The following is an 18,185-nucleotide window of genomic DNA, read 5'->3' as shown; positions in this document are numbered from 1 at the left end:
TCTCCTTGCCGTGTTTGCCTAGAACGGCCATGCATTGAGGAAAAAAAACTGCGCCATACCCGCCAGAGCACCCAGAAGACCACCCACAAACATCAGTTGGAGCTCTTCTTCGCGGAAGGCCGGGCGCAAAATGTCCTGAAACTCCGCTGGCTTCAGCGCCTTCATCTGGCCAGCAAGCACCTGGGCCACAACCGGGGCCCGCTCTCGATTGAATGACGGATCACTGAACACATCGTGAGTTGCCAGAACGGCTTTCTGATTCATCGCTTTTTTCAGTTCGGTGTAGCCCGTCATGCCGACGGTGACCTGAGCGGTCAGCTTCATCACCACCGAGTTATCGAGCATGGGCCGCAGGTGTTTCTGAATAATAGCCCGTGTACGGTCGCCGTGCTGCCCATTGATCATGGCGTCTGCCACCTTTTCCACGGTAATCAGCTCCTCTGCCACCAATCTGGCCCAGACATCGCTGATTTCAGGCTGGCGACGCAGAAACAGGCCCTGCACTTTCCAGAACAGAATCCGTCGTGGGTGCAGCGGGCTGAAGATCAGGTTGATGGCAATCCAGTTGGTCAGGAAGCCAACCGCGAATCCGCCAAGCGGAAGCAACCAGGGTTCCGGGTAGGCCACCCAGAAAGGGGCCAGTAAAGCGCCCAGCAGACCGCCGATGATTGCGCCCCGGTTCACCACTGATCGCAGCTCCACGGACCCGGCCTGTTGGAAGATTCGGTTCATCAGGTCCGGGTGATGTTGGAGTTCACGGCTGAGTAGCACTTTGAGATCGACCAGTTCATTCAGGTCGTCGCCAAAATCCTCAACCAGGGATTCAATCCGTGCCGGCAATTGTTCGCGGGCCCATTGGTATATCCGGTTGCGCAGAAACAGCGGCAGGTTGTCCCAGAGTACTGGCTGAATGTCATACATGACTTCATCAATGTACTCGTCCAGTCTGGGACCGACCTGGGCCACCACCTGTTCGACGATCCGGTGGGGTTCAAGCTGCTGGTATACGGCATTCAGGTCACCGAATTGCTGCAGCGTTCTGTCGATGCAGATATGGGCCATTTTTTCCGCCTTGCGCGGAATGACACCCTGCCAGCCCAGGAAACCCACCCCGACAAACCGGACCGGATAAAAAGACATCTGTATGGCGAGCCAGTTGGTAAACCAGCCAACGACCGCTGCCACAAGTGGCACGGAAAGGAGTGCAACGTCGAACAAATCGAGCCCCGGTTATCAATGTCACAGGCGAGGAGGCCCGTGAGTGCGTCGTTAAATACCTGTATCGGCAGTCAGACAGTATCGGCATTAGAATGGTACCGGTCTGTCGTTTCTGATTATGTGACGAATGATGAAGTAATTGAAATATAGGGGCATTGGCCGTGCCGCCAACAGAACCGGGGTGATACGGCAGGCGCCCCAGGTATAAAAAGAAAAGCCCCGGTGTTAAACCAGGGCTCTGTGCGGGCGCTCAATCAGGGTATTTACACAGACTCACAACACCGAACTGATTACTGATAGTAAGCGTTCTCGGTCACGGTGTGATCCGTCACATCCCGCACCGCGGAAATCTCCGGAACCCTCTCCTTGAGAGTGGTTTCAACGCCCTGCTTCAGGGTCAGACTGACGGCGCTACACCCCTGGCAGCCACCGCCGAACCGAAGCACAGCCACAGATTCTTCCACAATTTCCACCAGGGATACGTCACCACCGTGAGCCGCCAGGTTTGGATTAATTTCCGACGCCAGAATGTAGTTAACCCGATCCGGCAGGGGCGCATCATCATCAATCTTGGGTACCTTGGCATTCGGTGCCTTGATGGTCAGCTGCCCGCCCATCTGGTCCGTGGAATAATCCACGTAGGCCTCTTCCAGGAAGGGGACGGAATTATGGTCCAGAAACAGGGTGAACTTCGTCAGATCAACCTGTTCGTCCGTCGGAACAATTTCGTTGGGCGGACAATAGGCCAGGCAGGTTTCGGCATGCTTGGTGCCTGGCTGGGTAACGAAGATTCGTACGCCCATGCCTTCCACGTCCTGCTTTTCAATAAGTTGTGCCAGATAATCCCGAGCGGAATCAGTCACAGTAACCAAAGCCATGTTTTCAACCCGTTTTAAAGTTTCACTCTATTTTAAGCCAGTTCACCCCAACATGAAAGACCAAGTAAAATAGTCAGGCTTTAGTCAGATGGTAAATTTCCCCTATTGACACTGAGCGTTGACAATTGTCAACCGTACCGGGACGGAATCCTGCAGATTTGCTATCATCCCGCGCCGTTCCGTTAAATACGACGTTAAACACGACTTCCGGATGTACGCTATGACCGACCGCACCACTCGCCTCGAACAGCTTCACCAAGCCCTACAGGATCGCATCGTTATTCTGGATGGCGGCATGGGCACCATGATCCAGAACCTCAAACTGGATGAGACGGCGTTTCGTGGCGGACGGTTTGCAGACTACGAGCAGGAAGTCCAGGGCAATAACGATCTCCTCAACCTGACCCAGCCCGCCCTGCTCCGCAATATTCATGCGGATTACCTGGACGCTGGCGCAGACATCATCGAAACCAACACCTTCAACTCCACCCAGCTTTCCCAGGCGGATTACGGCCTCGAGTCCGTTGCCCGGGAGCTGAACGTAGCCGCTGCCAAGCTGGCCCGTGAGATCGCTGACGAGTTTACTGCGAAAAATCCGGCTAAGCCCCGCTTTGTTGCCGGGGCGGTCGGGCCTACTTCACGCACGGCTTCTATCTCTCCTGACGTAAACAACCCGGGCTACCGCAACGCCGACTTCCAGACCCTTGTCGACAACTATTACGAGGCGGTAGGCGGCCTGGTGGAAGGTGGCTCTGACTTGATCCTGATCGAAACCGTTTTCGATACCTTGAATGCCAAGGCGGCACTCTACGCCACCCAGCAGTATTTCGAAGACAGCGGCATCACCCTGCCGATCATGATTTCCGGCACCATAACCGATGCCTCCGGCCGCACGCTGTCCGGCCAGACCACGGAAGCTTTCTGGAATTCCGTTGCCCATGCCCGGCCGATTTCAGTCGGCCTGAACTGCGCCCTTGGTGCGGACGCCTTGCGCCCTTACGTGGAAGAACTGGCCAATAAGGCGGAAACCTACGTCAGCGCCCACCCCAACGCGGGTCTGCCCAACGAGTTCGGCGAATACGACCAGACGCCTGAAGAAATGGCGGAAATCATTGAGGGCTTCGCCAAAGACGGCTTCCTCAACATCATCGGTGGCTGCTGTGGTTCGCGACCTGACCATATTGAAGCCATTGCCAACGCGGTGTCGAAATACCCTCCCCGCCAGATTCCCGAGCGCCCGAAAGCGTTGCGCCTCTCCGGCCTGGAACCGTTTACCGGCGACGAGAACACGCTGTTCATCAACGTCGGTGAGCGTACCAACGTTACGGGTTCCAAGCGTTTCCTGCGGCTGATTAAGGAAGAGCAGTACGAAGAAGCCCTGAGCGTCGCCCGTGACCAGGTAGAAAACGGTGCCCAGATCATCGATATCAACATGGATGAGGGCATGCTGGATTCAAAGGACGTCATGGTGACGTTCCTCAATCTGGTCGCGTCCGAGCCGGACATCTCCCGGGTGCCGATTATGATCGACTCCTCCAAATGGGAGGTGATCGAGGCCGGTCTGCGGTGTATTCAGGGCAAGGCGGTGGTGAACTCGATCAGTCTGAAAGAAGGCGAAGAGGAGTTTATCAAGCGTGCCCGCGACTGCATGCGTTATGGCGCTGCCGTGGTGGTCATGGCGTTTGACGAACAGGGCCAGGCTGACACTTACGAGCGCAAGACGACCATCTGCAAGCGGTCCTACGACGTTCTGGTGGGCATCGGCTTCAACCCCGGTGATATCATCTTCGACCCCAACATCTTCGCCATTGCCACAGGCATAGACGAGCACAACAACTACGCCGTGGACTTTATCAATGCCACCCGCTGGATACGGGAAAACCTTCCCCACGCCAGTATTTCCGGCGGCGTCAGTAACGTGTCTTTCTCGTTTCGCGGCAACGATATGGTCCGCGAGGCGATTCACTCCGTGTTCCTGTACCACGCCATCAAGGCGGGCATGAACATGGGGATTGTGAACCCTGGCCAACTGGTCATTTATGACGAAATAGACCCGGAGCTCAAAGAGCGTGTCGAAGACGTTGTTCTGAATCGCCGTGACGACGGCACCGACCGCTTACTGGAGACCGCCGAGCGTTTCAGAGGCAAAGGCGGGAAAACTCAGGAAGAAGACCTCGCCTGGCGCGAATGGCCAGTGCAACAGCGTCTGCAGCACGCGCTGGTCAAGGGCATTACCAGTCACATCATTGATGACACCGAAGCCTGCCGTCTGGAAGCCAGCCATCCCATAGAGGTGATTGAAGGCCCGCTGATGGACGGCATGAACGTTGTCGGTGATCTGTTTGGTGATGGCAAAATGTTTCTGCCCCAGGTGGTGAAAAGCGCCCGCGTCATGAAGCAGGCGGTTGCGCACCTGATTCCGTTTATCGAGGCGGAGAAGACCGAAAACCAGAAGGCCAAGGGCAAGATCCTGATGGCAACGGTGAAAGGCGACGTCCACGATATCGGCAAGAACATCGTTGGCGTGGTACTGCAGTGCAACAACTACGAAGTGATCGATATGGGCGTGATGGTGCCCTGTGACAAAATTCTGGAGACGGCAAAGAGAGAAAATGTCGACATCATCGGCTTGAGCGGCCTGATCACCCCATCCCTGGACGAAATGGTCCACGTGGCCCGGGAAATGCAGCGTCTGGATTTCAATGTTCCACTGATGATTGGCGGTGCAACGACATCCAAGGCACACACCGCCGTCAAGATCGAGCCTCATTACAAGAATGACATCGCGCTCTACGTCTCCGATGCATCACGCTGCGTCAACGTTGCTTCGCAGTTGCTGAGCAGCACCGCCAAGCCGGCCTTCGTTGAGGCAGCCCGTGTGGAATACGACGAAATCCGTGTGCGCCGCAAAAATCGCGGCGACCGCACCAAGCTGGTGTCACTCAAAGAAGCCCGTGATCGCGCCCCCGAGATCGATTTCTCGAACTACCAGCCAGCCCGACCAGCCTTTACCGGCACCCGGGTGTTTGAAGAATATGACCTGAACGAGCTGGTGGATTACATCGACTGGACGCCGTTCTTTATTTCCTGGGATATATCCGGCAAATACCCCGCTATTTTTGATGACCCCAAGCGTGGCGAGGCCGCTCGCAACCTGTTTGATGACGCTCAGGTCATCCTGCGCCAAATGGTTGATGAAAAGCGTGTATCCGCCCGGGGCGTCATAGGATTCTGGCCTGCAAACCGCCGGGGCGATGACATTGTCGTTTTCAAGGACGACGCCCGGACCGAGGAGCTGACCACCCTGCACCATTTACGTCAGCAGGATGACAAAGCCCCGGGCAAACCGATGATGACGTTGTCGGATTTTGTCGCACCGGAACAATCCGATATCGTGGACTATGTGGGTGGCTTTGCCGTCACCACAGGTGTCGGAGCCGAGGAGCTATCGCTGGAGTACAAAGACCGCAACGACGACTACAACGCCATCATGGTGAAGGCACTGGCCGACCGGCTAGCCGAGGCTTTTGCGGAACGCATGCACGAACGGGTGCGGCAGGAATTCTGGGGCTACGGAGCGGATGAAACCCTGACCAGCGAAGATCTGATCCGGGAACGCTATCGCGGCATTCGCCCCGCACCGGGTTACCCGGCGTGCCCCGATCATACTGAAAAAGCCACGCTGTTCAGCCTGCTGCAGGCCACCGAGCAAACCGGCATCGAACTGACCGAGCACTTTGCCATGTTCCCGACGGCGGCCGTGTCCGGCTGGTACTTTGCACACCCAGAGTCCAAATACTTTGCGGTCGGCAAGATTGGTGTCGATCAGGTTGAAGACTATGCTGAACGCAAGAATATTTCCAGAGCGGAAGCCGAACGCTGGCTGGCACCCAGCCTGGCTTATGACCCCGCTGAATAATTTAATGGAACGGGATAATTCAATGGGAACCGAAGATTTTAAGCAGCAAGAAAAAAACGGTGACAGCGACAATCAACAGCCCGAACGCAAAAGCCCGGGGGTGCTGAAAATAATGCAGAGCATCATTGCCGGCGCGTTCGGCGTGCAGTCGGATAAACGGCGGCAAGAAGACTTTTCAAGCCACAGCCCGCTACCCTATATTATCGCTGGACTACTGTTCACCATTGGTTTTGTGGTCACCCTGGTGCTCATCGTCGAAGTGGTGTTATCCGGGCAGTAGTTTACTGCCCGCTCACCCAGATTACGGTGAATGCAACAGCCAACATAACCAGCAATACCGCCGCTACGGCATCAGCGCTGCTGTCAGAGTGTGCAGTTTTCTTCATTCGGAATTCCTCCTGAGTGTGTTGTTATTGTCGGGCGATCAATACCACCATCTTAACGCCCAACGCCCCTAAAGTTAATCACCTAATCGATCCCAGTCCAGTCTTTTTGGTCAATTCATTATCACCTGAATCGATAAACATATTTGGAAATAATCATTTTAAGAATATATGCACGGTGATATTCTGCCTTCCTCAAATGGCTTCAAGGCCAGATACCACGCGTTTTTGCAGGACGTTTTACTATGTACGTATACGATGAACACGACCGGCAGATTGCTGCCGAGCGGGTTGCCCAATTCCGTGATCAGACTGAACGGGCGCTTGCGGGCGAACTGAGCGAAGATGAGTTTCTTCCGCTCCGCCTTCAGAACGGTCTTTACGTTCAGCGTCTTGCGCCCATGTTGCGCATCTGTGTTCCTTACGGAATGCTTCGGTCTGACCAGCTGCGCTGTCTGGCACGGATCACCCGTGATTATGACAAAGGCTATGCCCACTTCACGACCCGGCAAAATGTTCAACTGAACTGGCCGGCACTCGAAGATGTGCCCGACATACTCGCAGAGTTGGCAGAAGTGGAAATGCATGCCAACCAGACCAGTGGCAACTGTATCCGCAACACCACCACCGATCAGTTCTCCGGCGTGCAGGTAGACGAGGTGGCTGACCCACGCCCCTATTGCGAAATCATTCGCCAATGGTCAACGTTCCACCCGGAGTTCGCGTTCCTGCCGCGCAAGTTCAAGGTGGCGGTCAATGCGTCCAAAAACACCGACCGGGCCGCCATCCAGGTCCACGATATTGGTCTGCAGATGGCGCGAAACGATCAGGGCGAGCTGGGCTTCCGCGTGCATGTGGGCGGCGGGCTGGGTCGCACACCGATGGTTGGGCCGGTTATTCGCGAATTCCTGCCGGAACTGGATCTGCTGACCTATCTGGAAGCCGTGTTGCGCGTGTACAACCGTTACGGCCGCCGGGACAACAAGTTCAAGGCAAGAATCAAGATTCTGGTGAAAGCACTGACACCCGAAGGGTTTGCCGAAAAAGTTGAGGCTGAGTGGGCGCACATCAAGGACTCCCCCACCCGCCTGACGCGGGATGCCATTGAGCGCATTCAGGGCTATTTTACCGAGCCCTCTTATGACGCGCTGGAGAATGCCACCGACTCACTGGGCACCCAACGCTTTGAAAATCGTCGCTTCGATCAATGGCTCAGCCACAACGTCGACAGCCATAAAAAGCCGGGCTACGCGATTGTCTCGCTGACCATGAAAAAAACCGGCATCCCACCGGGTGACGTCTCCGACGAGCAGCTCGAGCAGATTGCGGATCTGGCCGATGGCTTCAGCTTCGGTGAGGTGCGGGTCACCCACCAGCAGAACGTCGTGCTGGCCGATGTTCGGCAGGACCAGCTGTTTGAGCTGTGGCAACGCATTGAGCCTATGGGCTTTGCCACCGCCAACCTGAACACCCTGACCGATGTGATCTGCTGCCCGGGTGGTGACTACTGTGCCCTGGCAAACGCCAAGTCCATTCCGGTTGCCGAGTCCATTCAGCGTCGCTTTGACAACATGGATTTCCTCTATGACCTGGGGGAAATCGACCTCAACATCTCTGGATGCATGAACGCCTGCGGCCATCACCACGTCGGCAATATCGGTGTTCTAGGGGTCGACAAGAAAGGTCAGGAATTTTATCAGGTGAGCCTGGGTGGCTCTTCACACCACGATGCGACCATCGGCAAAATTCTGGGCCCCTCCTTCGCGCAGGAAGATATGCCGGAGGTCATCGCAAAAATTATTGATGTGTACGTCAACAATCGCAAGCAGGAAGAGCCGTTCCTGGAGACGTACCGTCGAATCGGAATTGCGCCATTCAAGGAGCGGGTTTATGCCTGACATCATCACACAAGACGGCACCATCAAGCAGGATATCTGGGTAACGGTGCCCCGCCCGGAGGATGGCGAATCCCTGGACATTCCCAACGACCAGCCGGCTCTGATTCCGGCGGATCTCTGGTTGGCCGGCAAGGAACATTTTGAGGGCCGCGATGATATCGGTGTCTGGTTCGACAGCCACGATGAGCCCGAACTGCTAGAGGGCCTGGCTAACGAACTGACGCTGATTGCTGTGAACTTTCCCAAGTTCAGTGATGGCCGGGGCTACAGCATCGCACGGTTGTTGCGGGAGCGCTTTGGCTATAAGAATGAGCTTCGGGCTATTGGCGATGTGCTGCTCGATCAGTTGCAGTTCATGAAGCGTTGCGGGTTTGACAGTTACGCATTGCGGGAAGACAAGGATGCCGCGAAGGCAGCCCGCTCCCTGAACTTTTTCAGCCAGGGGTATCAGGCTGCCACCGATACCGATGTGCCGCTGTTTCGGCGTCGGGCGTCTTAAAGCGAGTGATCCAGCACAATTTTTCCTGACGATTCACCTTTCAGGAATGCCTTCAATGCGCCATCCAGCTGTCCGCGACCAATGTCCCGGGCAGTTGCTTCGGCTTTCGGACATGCCCACTCGCCGGCGAATTTCTTCCAGACCGCTGCTTTTTCTGTCAATGGAATCTCCACGGAGTCCACACCCAGCAGGTTAACGCCTCGGATGATGAACGGAAGCACCGTGGTTTCCAGTTGCGGGCCGGCAACCAGTCCGCAACAGGAGACAGAGCCGCCCGGCTGGATCTGTTTAAGCAGTTCCGCCAGCGGTTGCCCACCAACCGTGTCCACCGCGTTGGCGTACGTGGGCTTTAGCATGGGTTTCTTTTCCGCGGCCAGCGCATCGCGACCAACCACTTCCGAAGCCCCCAGAGCTTTCAGACCGTCTGCATGATCCTTCTTGCCGCTGATAGCGACCACGTCAAAGCCGAGCTTGGCCAAGAGTTCAACGGCGACGCTACCCACGGCACCACTGGCACCCGAGACAGCGACCTTTCCCTGGTCTGGCCGGGCACCCATGGTTAACAGTTTCTGGACGCATAAGCCGGCAGTCAGACCCGCAGTGCCGTAGATCATGGCGGTTCTGCCATCCCAGCCCTCAGGCATGGTCACACACCAGGCCGCTGGTACGCGGATGTATTCGCCGAAGCCACCAGCGGTGTTCATGCCCAGGTCGTAGCCGGTGACCAGAACGCTGCTGCCCACGGCCGGCTCACCGGTGCTGGATTCCACCACTTCACCGGCGGCATCGATCCCCGGGGTATGCGGGAAGTTGCGGGTCACGCCTTTGTTCCCGGAGGCGGACAACGCATCTTTGTAGTTCAGGGACGAGTGACTGACTTTGATCAATACCTCATTCTCCGGCAAGTCGGCCGTGCTCAGGCCCTGCTCGCTGCCCACGTAGTCCCCATCCTGCTCCTGGACGCGCCAGGCTTTGAATTCAGTCGTTGTCGTCATAGGTGCCCCGAGTCTTTGTGTCGATTACTGGATTTTCTGGCTGCGAAATGCGCTCAACAGCCGCCAGACGGTGTGTTCAAGTGCCGCACTTGTCGCCAGGCCAAGTTTTTCCGGCAGCGTGCGTTTACGCTGATAGGCCACTGAGATTACGTCCGCGCCCTCGCAGGCTTCAATGAGATATTCGTCGGAGGTCTGGATCTGGTCGATCAGTTTGACGTCCATCGCACGGCGGCCGAACCAGATATCGCCGTTGGCTACCGCCGCGATGTCAAGCTCAGGCCGTCGCTCACCGACGTATTCTTTAAACAGCACGTGGGTGTCGTCCAGGTCTTCGAGGAATTTCTGTCGCCCTTTATCGGTGTTCTCTCCGAAAATGGTCATGGTGCGCTTGTGTTCACCGGCGGTCAGGACCTCAAAGTCCACGTTGTTCTTTTTCAGCAATCGGTGAAAGTTCGGTAGCTGGGCGACAACACCAATGGAACCCAGAATCGCAAAGGGCGAGGCAACAATTCGATCAGCGACACACGCCATCATATAGCCGCCACTCGCCGCCACTTTGTCGACGCACGCGGTGAGGTGAATGCCCTTGCTGCGAATTCTGTCGAGCTGTGCCGCGGCCAGACCGTAGGAATGCACTAGGCCGCCACCGCTTTCCAGCCGAATCACCACTTCATCCTGGCCGGGCTGCGCAACACTCAGCACCGCCGTTATGGCTCTGCGTAGCGGATCGGTATCGCTGGCCTTGATGTCGCCGTCGAAATCCAGCACGAAGATCCGCTTTTTCGGGGTTTCGGTGGTGTCACCCGCCTTGGCTTTTCCTTTCTCAGCTTTGTTCCGGGCTTTTTCTTCTTTCTTCACCTGTTTTGCCCGGACTTTGCGCTCGGGTTCGGACAGCAGGCGCGCCTGCAGCGACTCCCGCAGTTTGCGATATTTTTCGTTAAGCTTCCGGACCCGGAGTTCGCCATCCTCGCTGTCGGCACCTTTATCTTTGTGGGCTGCCGACAGGACGACGGAGATAATAACGATCAACGCGACGACCAGTGTCACGGCTTTGGCAACGAACAAACCGAACTCTGTCAGAAATTCCAAATTGCTTCTCCAGGCTGATTTCAAAGGGTTGATTGTAACTTACAGGACCCGCTGTGGTCACCGAGTGGAAATTTTAAAACAAGCGTTCGATAGAGGTTGACACTGTTAGGCTGTCCCCCTAAAGTCGAGTGGCTACGTCGGCTCCCCCCGGCCCGGAACAGGCTCACGCCAGGGACCTTAAAGCCGTCGCCAAGCCAAGACAACCATCAAAAAGGGTAAAATAATGTCGGTAGCTCAGGTATTTGAAAAGCTAGAACAGAATTTCAACGCAGACGCAGCCGAAGGCCTGGATCTGGTGTTCCAGTTTGATATCGAAGATGACAAAACCTATCACCTGATCATCAAGGATCGCACCTGTAAATTACACGAAGGCGCTCACGACGATCCGTCGGTCATTCTGATCATGAATTCTGAAACCCTGCAAGGCATTGTTTCCGGTGAGACCGATGGCATGCAGGCGTTTATGGCAGGCCAGCTCCGCGCCGAAGGCGACATGATGCTAGCCACCAAATTGGGCGAACTGTTCAAGATGGGCTAATCAGCCCGGCAGGCATTGTCGCTTCTGGAAACCCTGCCACGCTGCAGGGTTTTTCTTTTTAGAGGCCGACGTCATCCAGCGAAGATTCCGCCAGGCGTAACAGGTCCGCATTACGCTCTTCCCGATTACCAATGCTCTCGATGTAGTATTCCAGCGAGGTCAGCGCATCTGCCAGCGCTTCCAGCACTTGTGTCGGTGGTGATTCCCTGGCATCCAGCAGGCGGTCCTGTATTGAGGCGGCGACGCGCGCAAGAACATTGGCGGCGGCGGGATCATTGACCATACTCAATCCGCCCCAAATGCTATGCAGGGTGGCCGGCAGGTTAGCCAGGTGCATCTTGTCATAGTCGGATTCAATAAACGCTGTAATTGCCCGCTTGGCCAGCGTCAGCGCTCCCCTGGCTTCGTCTGCGACCACGTAAGTCGCTTCCTGAAGATAGAGCGATTCGTTCCGATTCTGCTCACCGGTCGCCAGCGCATCCGTTTCGGAGGTAATGCCACGGGTCACGATCTGCAGAACGGCGTCTTCGATACCAAGAACAGAATCAGCGAGTGCATACAGCTCGTCATCAGTCGGAAGCCTGGATTCCGCCTCCCAAGCCCGTAGCCTGTCGGCCTCGTCACGACACTTGCCCGCCAGCATGTTCAGATCCAGCATCAGCAGCGTGTTACCCAGGCGCTCAAGCGTGTCCGCAATGGAAGACAGCTCAGCCAGGTCAGGCTCAATGCCCCGCTCGATGATGTCGAGCTTGTCCTTGAGTTGGTTGAGCTCGTCCTGCAACGCTTCGGACAGCGACTTCAGCACATCCGCCCCCGGGCCATAGAGACGGCGCGCATGAGCAGCCATCATGGAGTCGGGATACTCTGCTGGTGCGAGTCGGTAAGCCGACAGGATGTCTGTGACCTCCGGGTTGCCGGAGCCACTTCGGTAAAGCAGGTAGACCAGATCCCGTATCAGTGAATCGGGAGCGTCCTTGGTAGTCGCGACTTTGCCCACGTACACCACTTCACGCGCGTACTTTTCCACCCGCATGAACATGCGTTTGCGGGCTTTGTTGAACGGCATGGCCCGGTCAAGCATGGTATCGACAACCGTCGCTACCAGGCACCACATCTGGCCCATCGCCGCACCGTCGCACAATCGTGCCATCCCGCGGGCGGAGCGACCGAACAGCTTCTTGCTGACCACCTCGTTTTGTTCCCGCAGAATGCCGAGCAGCGCCACCTGGAACGTCAACCGCATGCGGCGAGCAAGAATTTCGTACTCCGCCTCGTTGCCTTCCAGTGGCTGGATACTCATGCCATTACAGAAATCGGGGCGCTCTCTTACGTCGATTTCGAAGAAACAGGATTCGGGGTAAGGTTTTTCCTTGCGGGCCTCTCGCAACTCATTGATCACCGGTAGCAGTAGCTCCGGGTGATCTGCGCGCTGATGGTGATAATACTCGACGTAGCGCCGGAGGATAAACAACGCGCTGTTGAGCGTGGTCAGAAGAATGTTTTTGTCGTCATTGGCACCGACGGGGACGTCGTTGGCCATGCTGACGGCTTCCTGGCACAACAGTGTGCCGCCACGTAGCTCGACGAGGATAAAGATACCGCGAAGCTGGTTCAGGTAATCCAGGCAGTTCTGCAGGTCTTCGCCACTTTCACGATTTTCCTGGAAGCGTTCGAGGCTCGATTCTGCTTGTTTTATGGTCTGCTCAATTTCACTTTTGACCAGATCAAAAGACTGCGATTTCGTCGCCAGAGACGATTGAACCATAAACGCTTCCTGTTAATGTTGCGGAGACTACCGCGTCCTGTTTCTTGTTACTGTTCGCAAAAAACTGGCGAACTAATCGTTACTTATAACACAAAATCCATGTCGCTCAAGAAACCGGGAATGTAACAAATGGTACAGCCGGCATCAGGTTGCAACCATCCAACCCGCCCTGCCGGCCCTGAACTCAATCCGGCGGTTGTTCGACACGGTCCCAGACGGTGCCTCCTGCCTGTTTTGCCAACGCTGCCATAAACTCATCGTGGGTTTCACGCTCTTCCCCGGAAGCCTTCTGCACCTTCAGCGCTTTCCGGTCCGCCGGCAGCCGCCGAAGGCCGTCCGACGTGCCACCGTCTTCACTACCAGCATCCAGCGACAACGCCGTTTGACCACCGGTCAGCAACAGATAGACATCGGCAAGGATCTCGGCATCCAGCAAAGCTCCGTGGAGCTCCCGGTTACTGTTATCCACACCATATCGCTTACAAAGAGCATTCAGGTTGTTTTTCTGGCCCGGGTGCCTTTTTCGGGCAATTGCCAGAGAATCAAGAACCCCGCAGTGCTCTGACGTCTTGCGAACAGGCTTCAGCCGGGCAAATTCCGCATCCATGAATCCGATATCAAAGGCAGCGTTGTGGATAACCAGCTCAGCACCTTTGATGAACTCGAAAAACTCGTCGGCAATGTCGGAAAACAATGGCTTGTCAGCAAGAAATTCGTTGGTAATGCCATGAACGCTTATCGCTTCGGCTTCGACTTCACGCTCTGGGTTGATATAGACGTGGTAGTTGCGACCCGTAAGCTGTCGCTCCATCATTTCAACGCAGCCGATCTCGATGATTCGGTGCCCTTCGGACGGGTCGATACCCGTGGTTTCGGTATCCAGTACTATCTGTCTCATGCTTTGCCTTTCCTGACTATGCGTTCGCCAACTCGTCGACACCACGATTCGCCAGCTCATCCGCCAGCTCATTATCGGGAACGCCAGAGTGCCCTTTAACCCAGTGCCAGTTTACCGTGTGGCGAGCCACCTGGTCGTCGAGCTCACGCCACAGGTCTTCGTTCTTGACCGGTTTTTTTGCCGCGGTTTTCCAGCCGTTTCGTTTCCACCCGTTCATCCACTCAGTGATGCCCTTGCGAACGTACTGAGAATCGGTATAGAGCTCGACTTCACAGCGTCGACTCAGTGCTTCCAGCCCACGAATCGCGGCCATCAGCTCCATTCGATTATTGGTGGTTTGCGCTTCGCCACCGTGAAGCGTTTTGCGGGCATCGCCATAACGGAGCACAACGCCCCATCCGCCACGCCCCGGATTGCCCTTGCAGGCACCGTCCGTATAGAGAACCACCTTACCGGCCATGACCACTCCCAGGGTTGTGTAATTCGATGTTGGCCTGGTTGGCGCACCCGCGAGAGGCACCAACGGCCCCGGAACCCGGCAACGGTATGACTTTTTGCTGCCGCCAGACCGGACGACGAGGTATGCGGGAACACACCCGCTTTTTGGCAAGGATACAGTAATAGGCACCAACAGGAAGAATCCCGTTTCCGCACGCCTTTTCCAGCAGGGTCATGCCTTTTCCCGCTACCGGCCTCTGCAGCGGAAGCCGGAAAAAGCAGGAGCGGGAATGCTCGACCGAAAAATCCAGCAACCGCAGCCAGTCTTCCATTCTGCCTCTGAACAAAAACCGACCACCCCAGGGACCGCTATGAGAGCGTGACATCAAACGCCGGACACCCCAGGAACTGAGGGGGTTAAAGCCGATCAGTAACATCGAACCATCCCCCCGCAGCACTCGTGACGCCTCTCGCAACACCTGATGCGGGTGTGGGGAAAAGTCAGCGGTATGGTGGAGGATGACAAGATCCATGGAATCCCCGGGGAATGGCAGCTCATCGGCATCGCATACGGCAACCCCTTCCGGTATCGCGGGGGTCCAGGCAGGAGTGGTGATGATTTTCTGGGCAAAGTCAGCACCGCTGGCCAGCGGGAAGCGATGGCTGATACCAACCTGCAATTGCCGGGCACCTGTGAGTGGCCGCAGGTGATGGTCAACGCAGGCGCGTTGGTCAGCCAGTAAAGCCCGCCCCAGAGGGGTCTGGTACCAGCGTTCGAAACTGTCGTGCCGTATTGCGTAGTCCGCTGATGGCCTTGCAGACATGTTTTTTACCCCTGTCCTTTTGGCGCGTGCCCTTGGGGCCGCCGGTTTAATGCTCTATCATAGCAGTCACAATCAATGGCCACATGCGAGGGCTTATGCTGACCGTTACGCCGATCCCTGCGTTCAATGACAATTACATCTGGTGCATTGCTGACACCGGAACCGGCAAGGCATTGATCGTGGACCCGGGTCAGGCAGAGCCCGTGAAGCAGCACCTGTCACGACACAACCTGTCCCTGGATATCATTCTGGTAACCCACCACCACCCCGATCATGTCGGCGGCGTCAACACCCTGGCGCAAGAGTCCGACGGTTGCCGGATCGTGGGGCCGTCCGGGTCGCCTTTCAGTGGCATCACCAACCCGGTCCATCCGGGCGACGATCTGGTCTGGAACTCCCTGACCTTCCAGGTGCTCGGGGTGCCTGGCCACACCCTTGATCATATCGCATTTTACACAGACTCGCCGGTAGCGGGGCACCCCGCCCTGTTCTGCGGTGACACGCTGTTTGTCTGCGGTTGCGGCAGGCTCTTTGAAGGGTCTCCGGCACAGATGCGCCAATCCCTGGAAAGCATTCGGCAATTGCCTGATGACACCCGGGTGTACTGCGCTCACGAATACACCCTGGCCAACCTGCGTTTCGCCCGCAGCTGGTTACCGGGCGACGACGGCCTCCGCAAGATGGAAGCTCACTGCCAGTCATTGCGCGATGCGGACAAACCCACAGTGCCCTCGGTTCTTGGCGATGAGAAGCGCCTTAACCCGTTCCTGCGCTGGGATGACCCTCAGGTCATAGACGCAGCAAAAGCCTACGGCACTGATAACGGGCTGCCGTCTGAAAGTCCAGATCAGGTGTTTGCCGCCATCCGGCACGGCAAGGACCACTTCTGACTCGGTTAACATTTCCTCTCATCGTCGTAACGAGAGGGTTCTTGACCCTCCCGAAACGCTTCCCATAGAATCCGATCCAATTCATCGCTATCACTTACCCAATATGCCGGCACTTGCGACGCATCCGGCATATCAAGCCAGCCGGAAGTCCTACTATGTCGGTCAGACGCCTCTCTACTCTGCTCTTCGCCAGTGCCGTTCTTGGCGGCTGTACCACCATTGAAAACAATACGCCGGAGTGGATGAACCCTGCTTCCTATTACGGTGATGAGAGCGAACAGTCAGACGATGACAGCCCACTGGAATCCAGACAAACCATCGTGGCAGCGGGTGACGATGAACTGAAGAAGGCGGTGGAGTCCGGTGATTCGGACAAAAAAAGCGCCGTCACCAAACTGGATGACGCGATTTCACCAGAACTTCAGGCAGCCGCGGAAGAAGCCCGGACCCGGCTCGATTCATCCGCCGCGCCGACCGAGGACAGCGCAGACAGCACAACCGATCTCTGGCACCGCCTCCGCGCCGGCTTTGAGCTGGATCACGACGTGACTGACTCCAGGGTTAAAGTCCAGCTGGACTGGTACCGCAAACACCCGAGGTACATTGATCGTGTTGTCGAACGCGGCAGCCGGTACTTGCATTACATCATCACCGAAATAGAACAGCGTGGCCTGCCAACCGAGCTGGCGCTTCTGCCAATTGTCGAAAGCGCGTTCGACCCCTTTGCCTATTCCCACGGCCGGGCGGCGGGGCTGTGGCAGTTCATTCCCAGCACCGGAAAATACTTTGGGCTCACCCAAAGTTGGTGGCATGACGAGCGGCGTGACGTTATAGCGGCAACCGATGCCGCGCTCACCTATCTGGACCGACTGGCCACCCGTTTTGACGGTGATTACACTCTGGCGCTTGCCGCGTATAACAGTGGCGGTGGCACGGTCTCCATTGCCATGCGACGGAACCGGAACGCCGGCAAGCCGACCGATTACTGGTCACTGAAACTGCCCCGCGAAACCACCGAGTACGTACCCAAACTGATCGCCCTGGCAAAGATACTCGACAAACCAGAGGATTATGGCATTGAGCTCCCGGCGCTGAGTGATGAGCCCTATTTCGAGGTGGTCCAGACCGGTTCTCAGATCGATCTGGCCCAGGCCGCAGAACTGGCCGATGTAGATATCAACGAAATCTATCTACTGAACCCCTCGTACAACCGCTGGGCGACATCGCCGAATGGTCCTCACCGGTTGCTGATTCCGAAAGAAAAGGCGAAGACTTTCAGTGATGCGCTCCAGAAAATCCCCGCCGGAGATCGGGTAGCCTGGCGCAATTACAGCGTCCAGTCCGGGGACAGCCTGAGCACCCTTGCCCAGAAATTTTCGACCACGCCTTCGGTCATTCGGCGCGTGAACAAGCTGAATGGAGACATGATCCGGATCGGCCAGCGCCTGATGATTCCGTCCGCCAGCAAAAACTCCGATCAGTACGCCATGAGTGCCGGGCAACGCCTGGAGCGCAAGCAGTCCCGTAGTCGCAAAGGAAATCGCGTTGACTACACCGTAAAGCGTGGAGACACCTTCTGGGACATCGCGCGGAACCATCAGGTATCGGTTCGTGAAGTGGCCGCCTGGAACAATATGGCACCAGGTGACCCGTTGATCCCAGGCAAAAAAATCGTGATCTGGTCCCAGTCAGGCCAGACCACGACTGCGTCCAGTAGTGATCGTGGCAAAGCAATGGTCCGTAAAGTGGGCTACACGGTTCGCCAAGGGGATTCGCTGTCCGTCATTGCCAGTCGTTTTTCCGTGAATGTGAGTGACATCGCAAGCTGGAACGACCTGAACTCCGCCCGTTATCTTCAGCCGGGCCAAAGTCTGGTACTCTACGTGGATATCAGAAACAGCCCCTGACTATTTCGCCAGTAGCGGGAACTCCGGGGACTAAAAACAATCACTG

General features: G+C 56.4%; 15 protein-coding genes. 7 read left to right on the top strand and 8 right to left on the bottom strand.

Features of this window, described 5'->3' with window-relative positions; translation table 11 throughout:
- Positions 1-18: 18 nt before the first annotated feature.
- Positions 19-1,185: a hypothetical protein gene (locus tag WD429_RS10270; RefSeq protein WP_368422081.1), complete on the bottom strand. Its 1,167-nt coding sequence runs from the start codon at positions 1,183-1,185 to the stop codon at positions 19-21.
- A gap of 323 nt (positions 1,186-1,508) precedes the next feature.
- The gene (nfuA, locus tag WD429_RS10265) at positions 1,509-2,096 is read right to left on the bottom strand and encodes a Fe-S biogenesis protein NfuA (protein ID WP_368422080.1); all 588 of its coding nucleotides are present in this window, start codon (positions 2,094-2,096) and stop codon (positions 1,509-1,511) included.
- A 220-nt stretch (positions 2,097-2,316) separates the two neighbouring features.
- Here nfuA and metH point away from each other — a divergent pair, with 220 nt between their 5' ends.
- The 4 genes from metH to WD429_RS10245 all read left to right on the top strand — a co-directional run bounded on the left by metH (position 2,317) and on the right by WD429_RS10245 (position 8,795).
- A complete protein-coding gene (metH, locus tag WD429_RS10260) occupies positions 2,317-6,015 on the top strand; it encodes a methionine synthase (protein WP_368422079.1) in 3,699 nt (1,232 codons plus the stop codon).
- A 22-nt stretch (positions 6,016-6,037) separates the two neighbouring features.
- Entirely contained in the window at positions 6,038-6,295 is a 258-nt protein-coding gene (locus WD429_RS10255) for a DUF2970 domain-containing protein (RefSeq protein ID WP_368422078.1), read from the top strand.
- A gap of 348 nt (positions 6,296-6,643) precedes the next feature.
- Entirely contained in the window at positions 6,644-8,296 is a 1,653-nt protein-coding gene (locus WD429_RS10250) for a nitrite/sulfite reductase (protein WP_368422077.1), read from the top strand.
- Positions 8,289-8,795 carry a DUF934 domain-containing protein gene (locus tag WD429_RS10245; RefSeq protein ID WP_368422076.1) on the top strand — a complete coding sequence of 169 codons (507 nt, stop codon included), beginning with the start codon at positions 8,289-8,291 and terminating at the stop codon, positions 8,793-8,795. Before WD429_RS10250 ends, WD429_RS10245 begins: the two co-directional genes overlap by 8 nt.
- Here WD429_RS10245 and WD429_RS10240 read toward each other — a convergent pair.
- Together WD429_RS10240 and sohB are read right to left on the bottom strand one after the other, a co-directional pair.
- A complete protein-coding gene (locus WD429_RS10240; RefSeq protein ID WP_368422075.1) occupies positions 8,792-9,790 on the bottom strand; it encodes a YhdH/YhfP family quinone oxidoreductase in 999 nt (332 codons plus the stop codon). The genes WD429_RS10245 and WD429_RS10240 overlap by 4 nt on opposite strands.
- A gap of 24 nt (positions 9,791-9,814) precedes the next feature.
- Positions 9,815-10,879: a protease SohB gene (sohB, locus tag WD429_RS10235; RefSeq protein ID WP_368422074.1), complete on the bottom strand. Its 1,065-nt coding sequence runs from the start codon at positions 10,877-10,879 to the stop codon at positions 9,815-9,817.
- Positions 10,880-11,102: 223 nt separating this feature from the next.
- Between sohB and WD429_RS10230 the strand changes: the two genes are divergently transcribed.
- Positions 11,103-11,417, top strand: coding sequence for an SCP2 sterol-binding domain-containing protein (locus tag WD429_RS10230; protein ID WP_368422073.1), 315 nt, complete (start codon positions 11,103-11,105; stop codon positions 11,415-11,417).
- Between the two features lie 58 nt (positions 11,418-11,475).
- Here the strand turns inward: WD429_RS10230 and WD429_RS10225 are convergent, their stop codons facing one another.
- The 4 genes from WD429_RS10225 to WD429_RS10210 form a co-directional block, all read right to left on the bottom strand.
- Positions 11,476-13,182 carry a chemotaxis protein gene (locus tag WD429_RS10225; protein ID WP_368422072.1) on the bottom strand — a complete coding sequence of 569 codons (1,707 nt, stop codon included), beginning with the start codon at positions 13,180-13,182 and terminating at the stop codon, positions 11,476-11,478.
- Between the two features lie 184 nt (positions 13,183-13,366).
- A complete protein-coding gene (gene dnaQ, locus WD429_RS10220) occupies positions 13,367-14,080 on the bottom strand; it encodes a DNA polymerase III subunit epsilon (protein WP_368422071.1) in 714 nt (237 codons plus the stop codon).
- Positions 14,081-14,096: 16 nt separating this feature from the next.
- On the bottom strand, positions 14,097-14,540 hold the full coding sequence (gene rnhA, locus WD429_RS10215) for a ribonuclease HI (protein WP_368422070.1): 444 nt from the start codon (positions 14,538-14,540) through the stop codon (positions 14,097-14,099).
- Positions 14,530-15,342, bottom strand: coding sequence for a class I SAM-dependent methyltransferase (locus WD429_RS10210; protein WP_368422069.1), 813 nt, complete (start codon positions 15,340-15,342; stop codon positions 14,530-14,532). Before WD429_RS10210 ends, rnhA begins: the two co-directional genes overlap by 11 nt.
- 95 nt (positions 15,343-15,437) lie before the next feature.
- On the opposite strand from WD429_RS10210, the gene gloB reads away from it, so the two are divergent.
- A complete protein-coding gene (gene gloB, locus WD429_RS10205) occupies positions 15,438-16,232 on the top strand; it encodes a hydroxyacylglutathione hydrolase (protein WP_368422068.1) in 795 nt (264 codons plus the stop codon).
- A 155-nt stretch (positions 16,233-16,387) separates the two neighbouring features.
- Positions 16,388-18,139: a LysM peptidoglycan-binding domain-containing protein gene (locus WD429_RS10200; protein WP_368422067.1), complete on the top strand. Its 1,752-nt coding sequence runs from the start codon at positions 16,388-16,390 to the stop codon at positions 18,137-18,139.
- The last annotated feature ends 46 nt before the right edge of the window (positions 18,140-18,185 follow it).

It is taken from the genome of Marinobacter sp. (assembly GCF_040904845.1).
Taxonomy (GTDB): Bacteria; Pseudomonadota; Gammaproteobacteria; order Pseudomonadales; family Oleiphilaceae; genus Marinobacter.
This window is presented reverse-complemented; position numbering and strand designations above follow the sequence as displayed.

Excerpts from the sequence above, each read along its gene's own strand:
- nfuA (WP_368422080.1), bottom strand. The coding sequence starts at position 2,096 with ATGGCTTTGGTTACTGTGACTGATTCCGCTCGGGATTATCTGGCACAA.
- metH (WP_368422079.1), top strand. The coding sequence starts at position 2,317 with ATGACCGACCGCACCACTCGCCTCGAACAGCTTCACCAAGCCCTACAG.
- WD429_RS10255 (WP_368422078.1), top strand. The coding sequence starts at position 6,038 with ATGGGAACCGAAGATTTTAAGCAGCAAGAAAAAAACGGTGACAGCGAC.
- WD429_RS10250 (WP_368422077.1), top strand. The coding sequence starts at position 6,644 with ATGTACGTATACGATGAACACGACCGGCAGATTGCTGCCGAGCGGGTT.
- WD429_RS10245 (WP_368422076.1), top strand. The coding sequence starts at position 8,289 with ATGCCTGACATCATCACACAAGACGGCACCATCAAGCAGGATATCTGG.
- WD429_RS10240 (WP_368422075.1), bottom strand. The coding sequence starts at position 9,790 with ATGACGACAACGACTGAATTCAAAGCCTGGCGCGTCCAGGAGCAGGAT.
- WD429_RS10230 (WP_368422073.1), top strand. The coding sequence starts at position 11,103 with ATGTCGGTAGCTCAGGTATTTGAAAAGCTAGAACAGAATTTCAACGCA.
- WD429_RS10225 (WP_368422072.1), bottom strand. The coding sequence starts at position 13,182 with ATGGTTCAATCGTCTCTGGCGACGAAATCGCAGTCTTTTGATCTGGTC.
- dnaQ (WP_368422071.1), bottom strand. The coding sequence starts at position 14,080 with ATGAGACAGATAGTACTGGATACCGAAACCACGGGTATCGACCCGTCC.
- rnhA (WP_368422070.1), bottom strand. The coding sequence starts at position 14,540 with ATGGCCGGTAAGGTGGTTCTCTATACGGACGGTGCCTGCAAGGGCAAT.
- WD429_RS10210 (WP_368422069.1), bottom strand. The coding sequence starts at position 15,342 with ATGTCTGCAAGGCCATCAGCGGACTACGCAATACGGCACGACAGTTTC.
- gloB (WP_368422068.1), top strand. The coding sequence starts at position 15,438 with ATGCTGACCGTTACGCCGATCCCTGCGTTCAATGACAATTACATCTGG.
- WD429_RS10200 (WP_368422067.1), top strand. The coding sequence starts at position 16,388 with ATGTCGGTCAGACGCCTCTCTACTCTGCTCTTCGCCAGTGCCGTTCTT.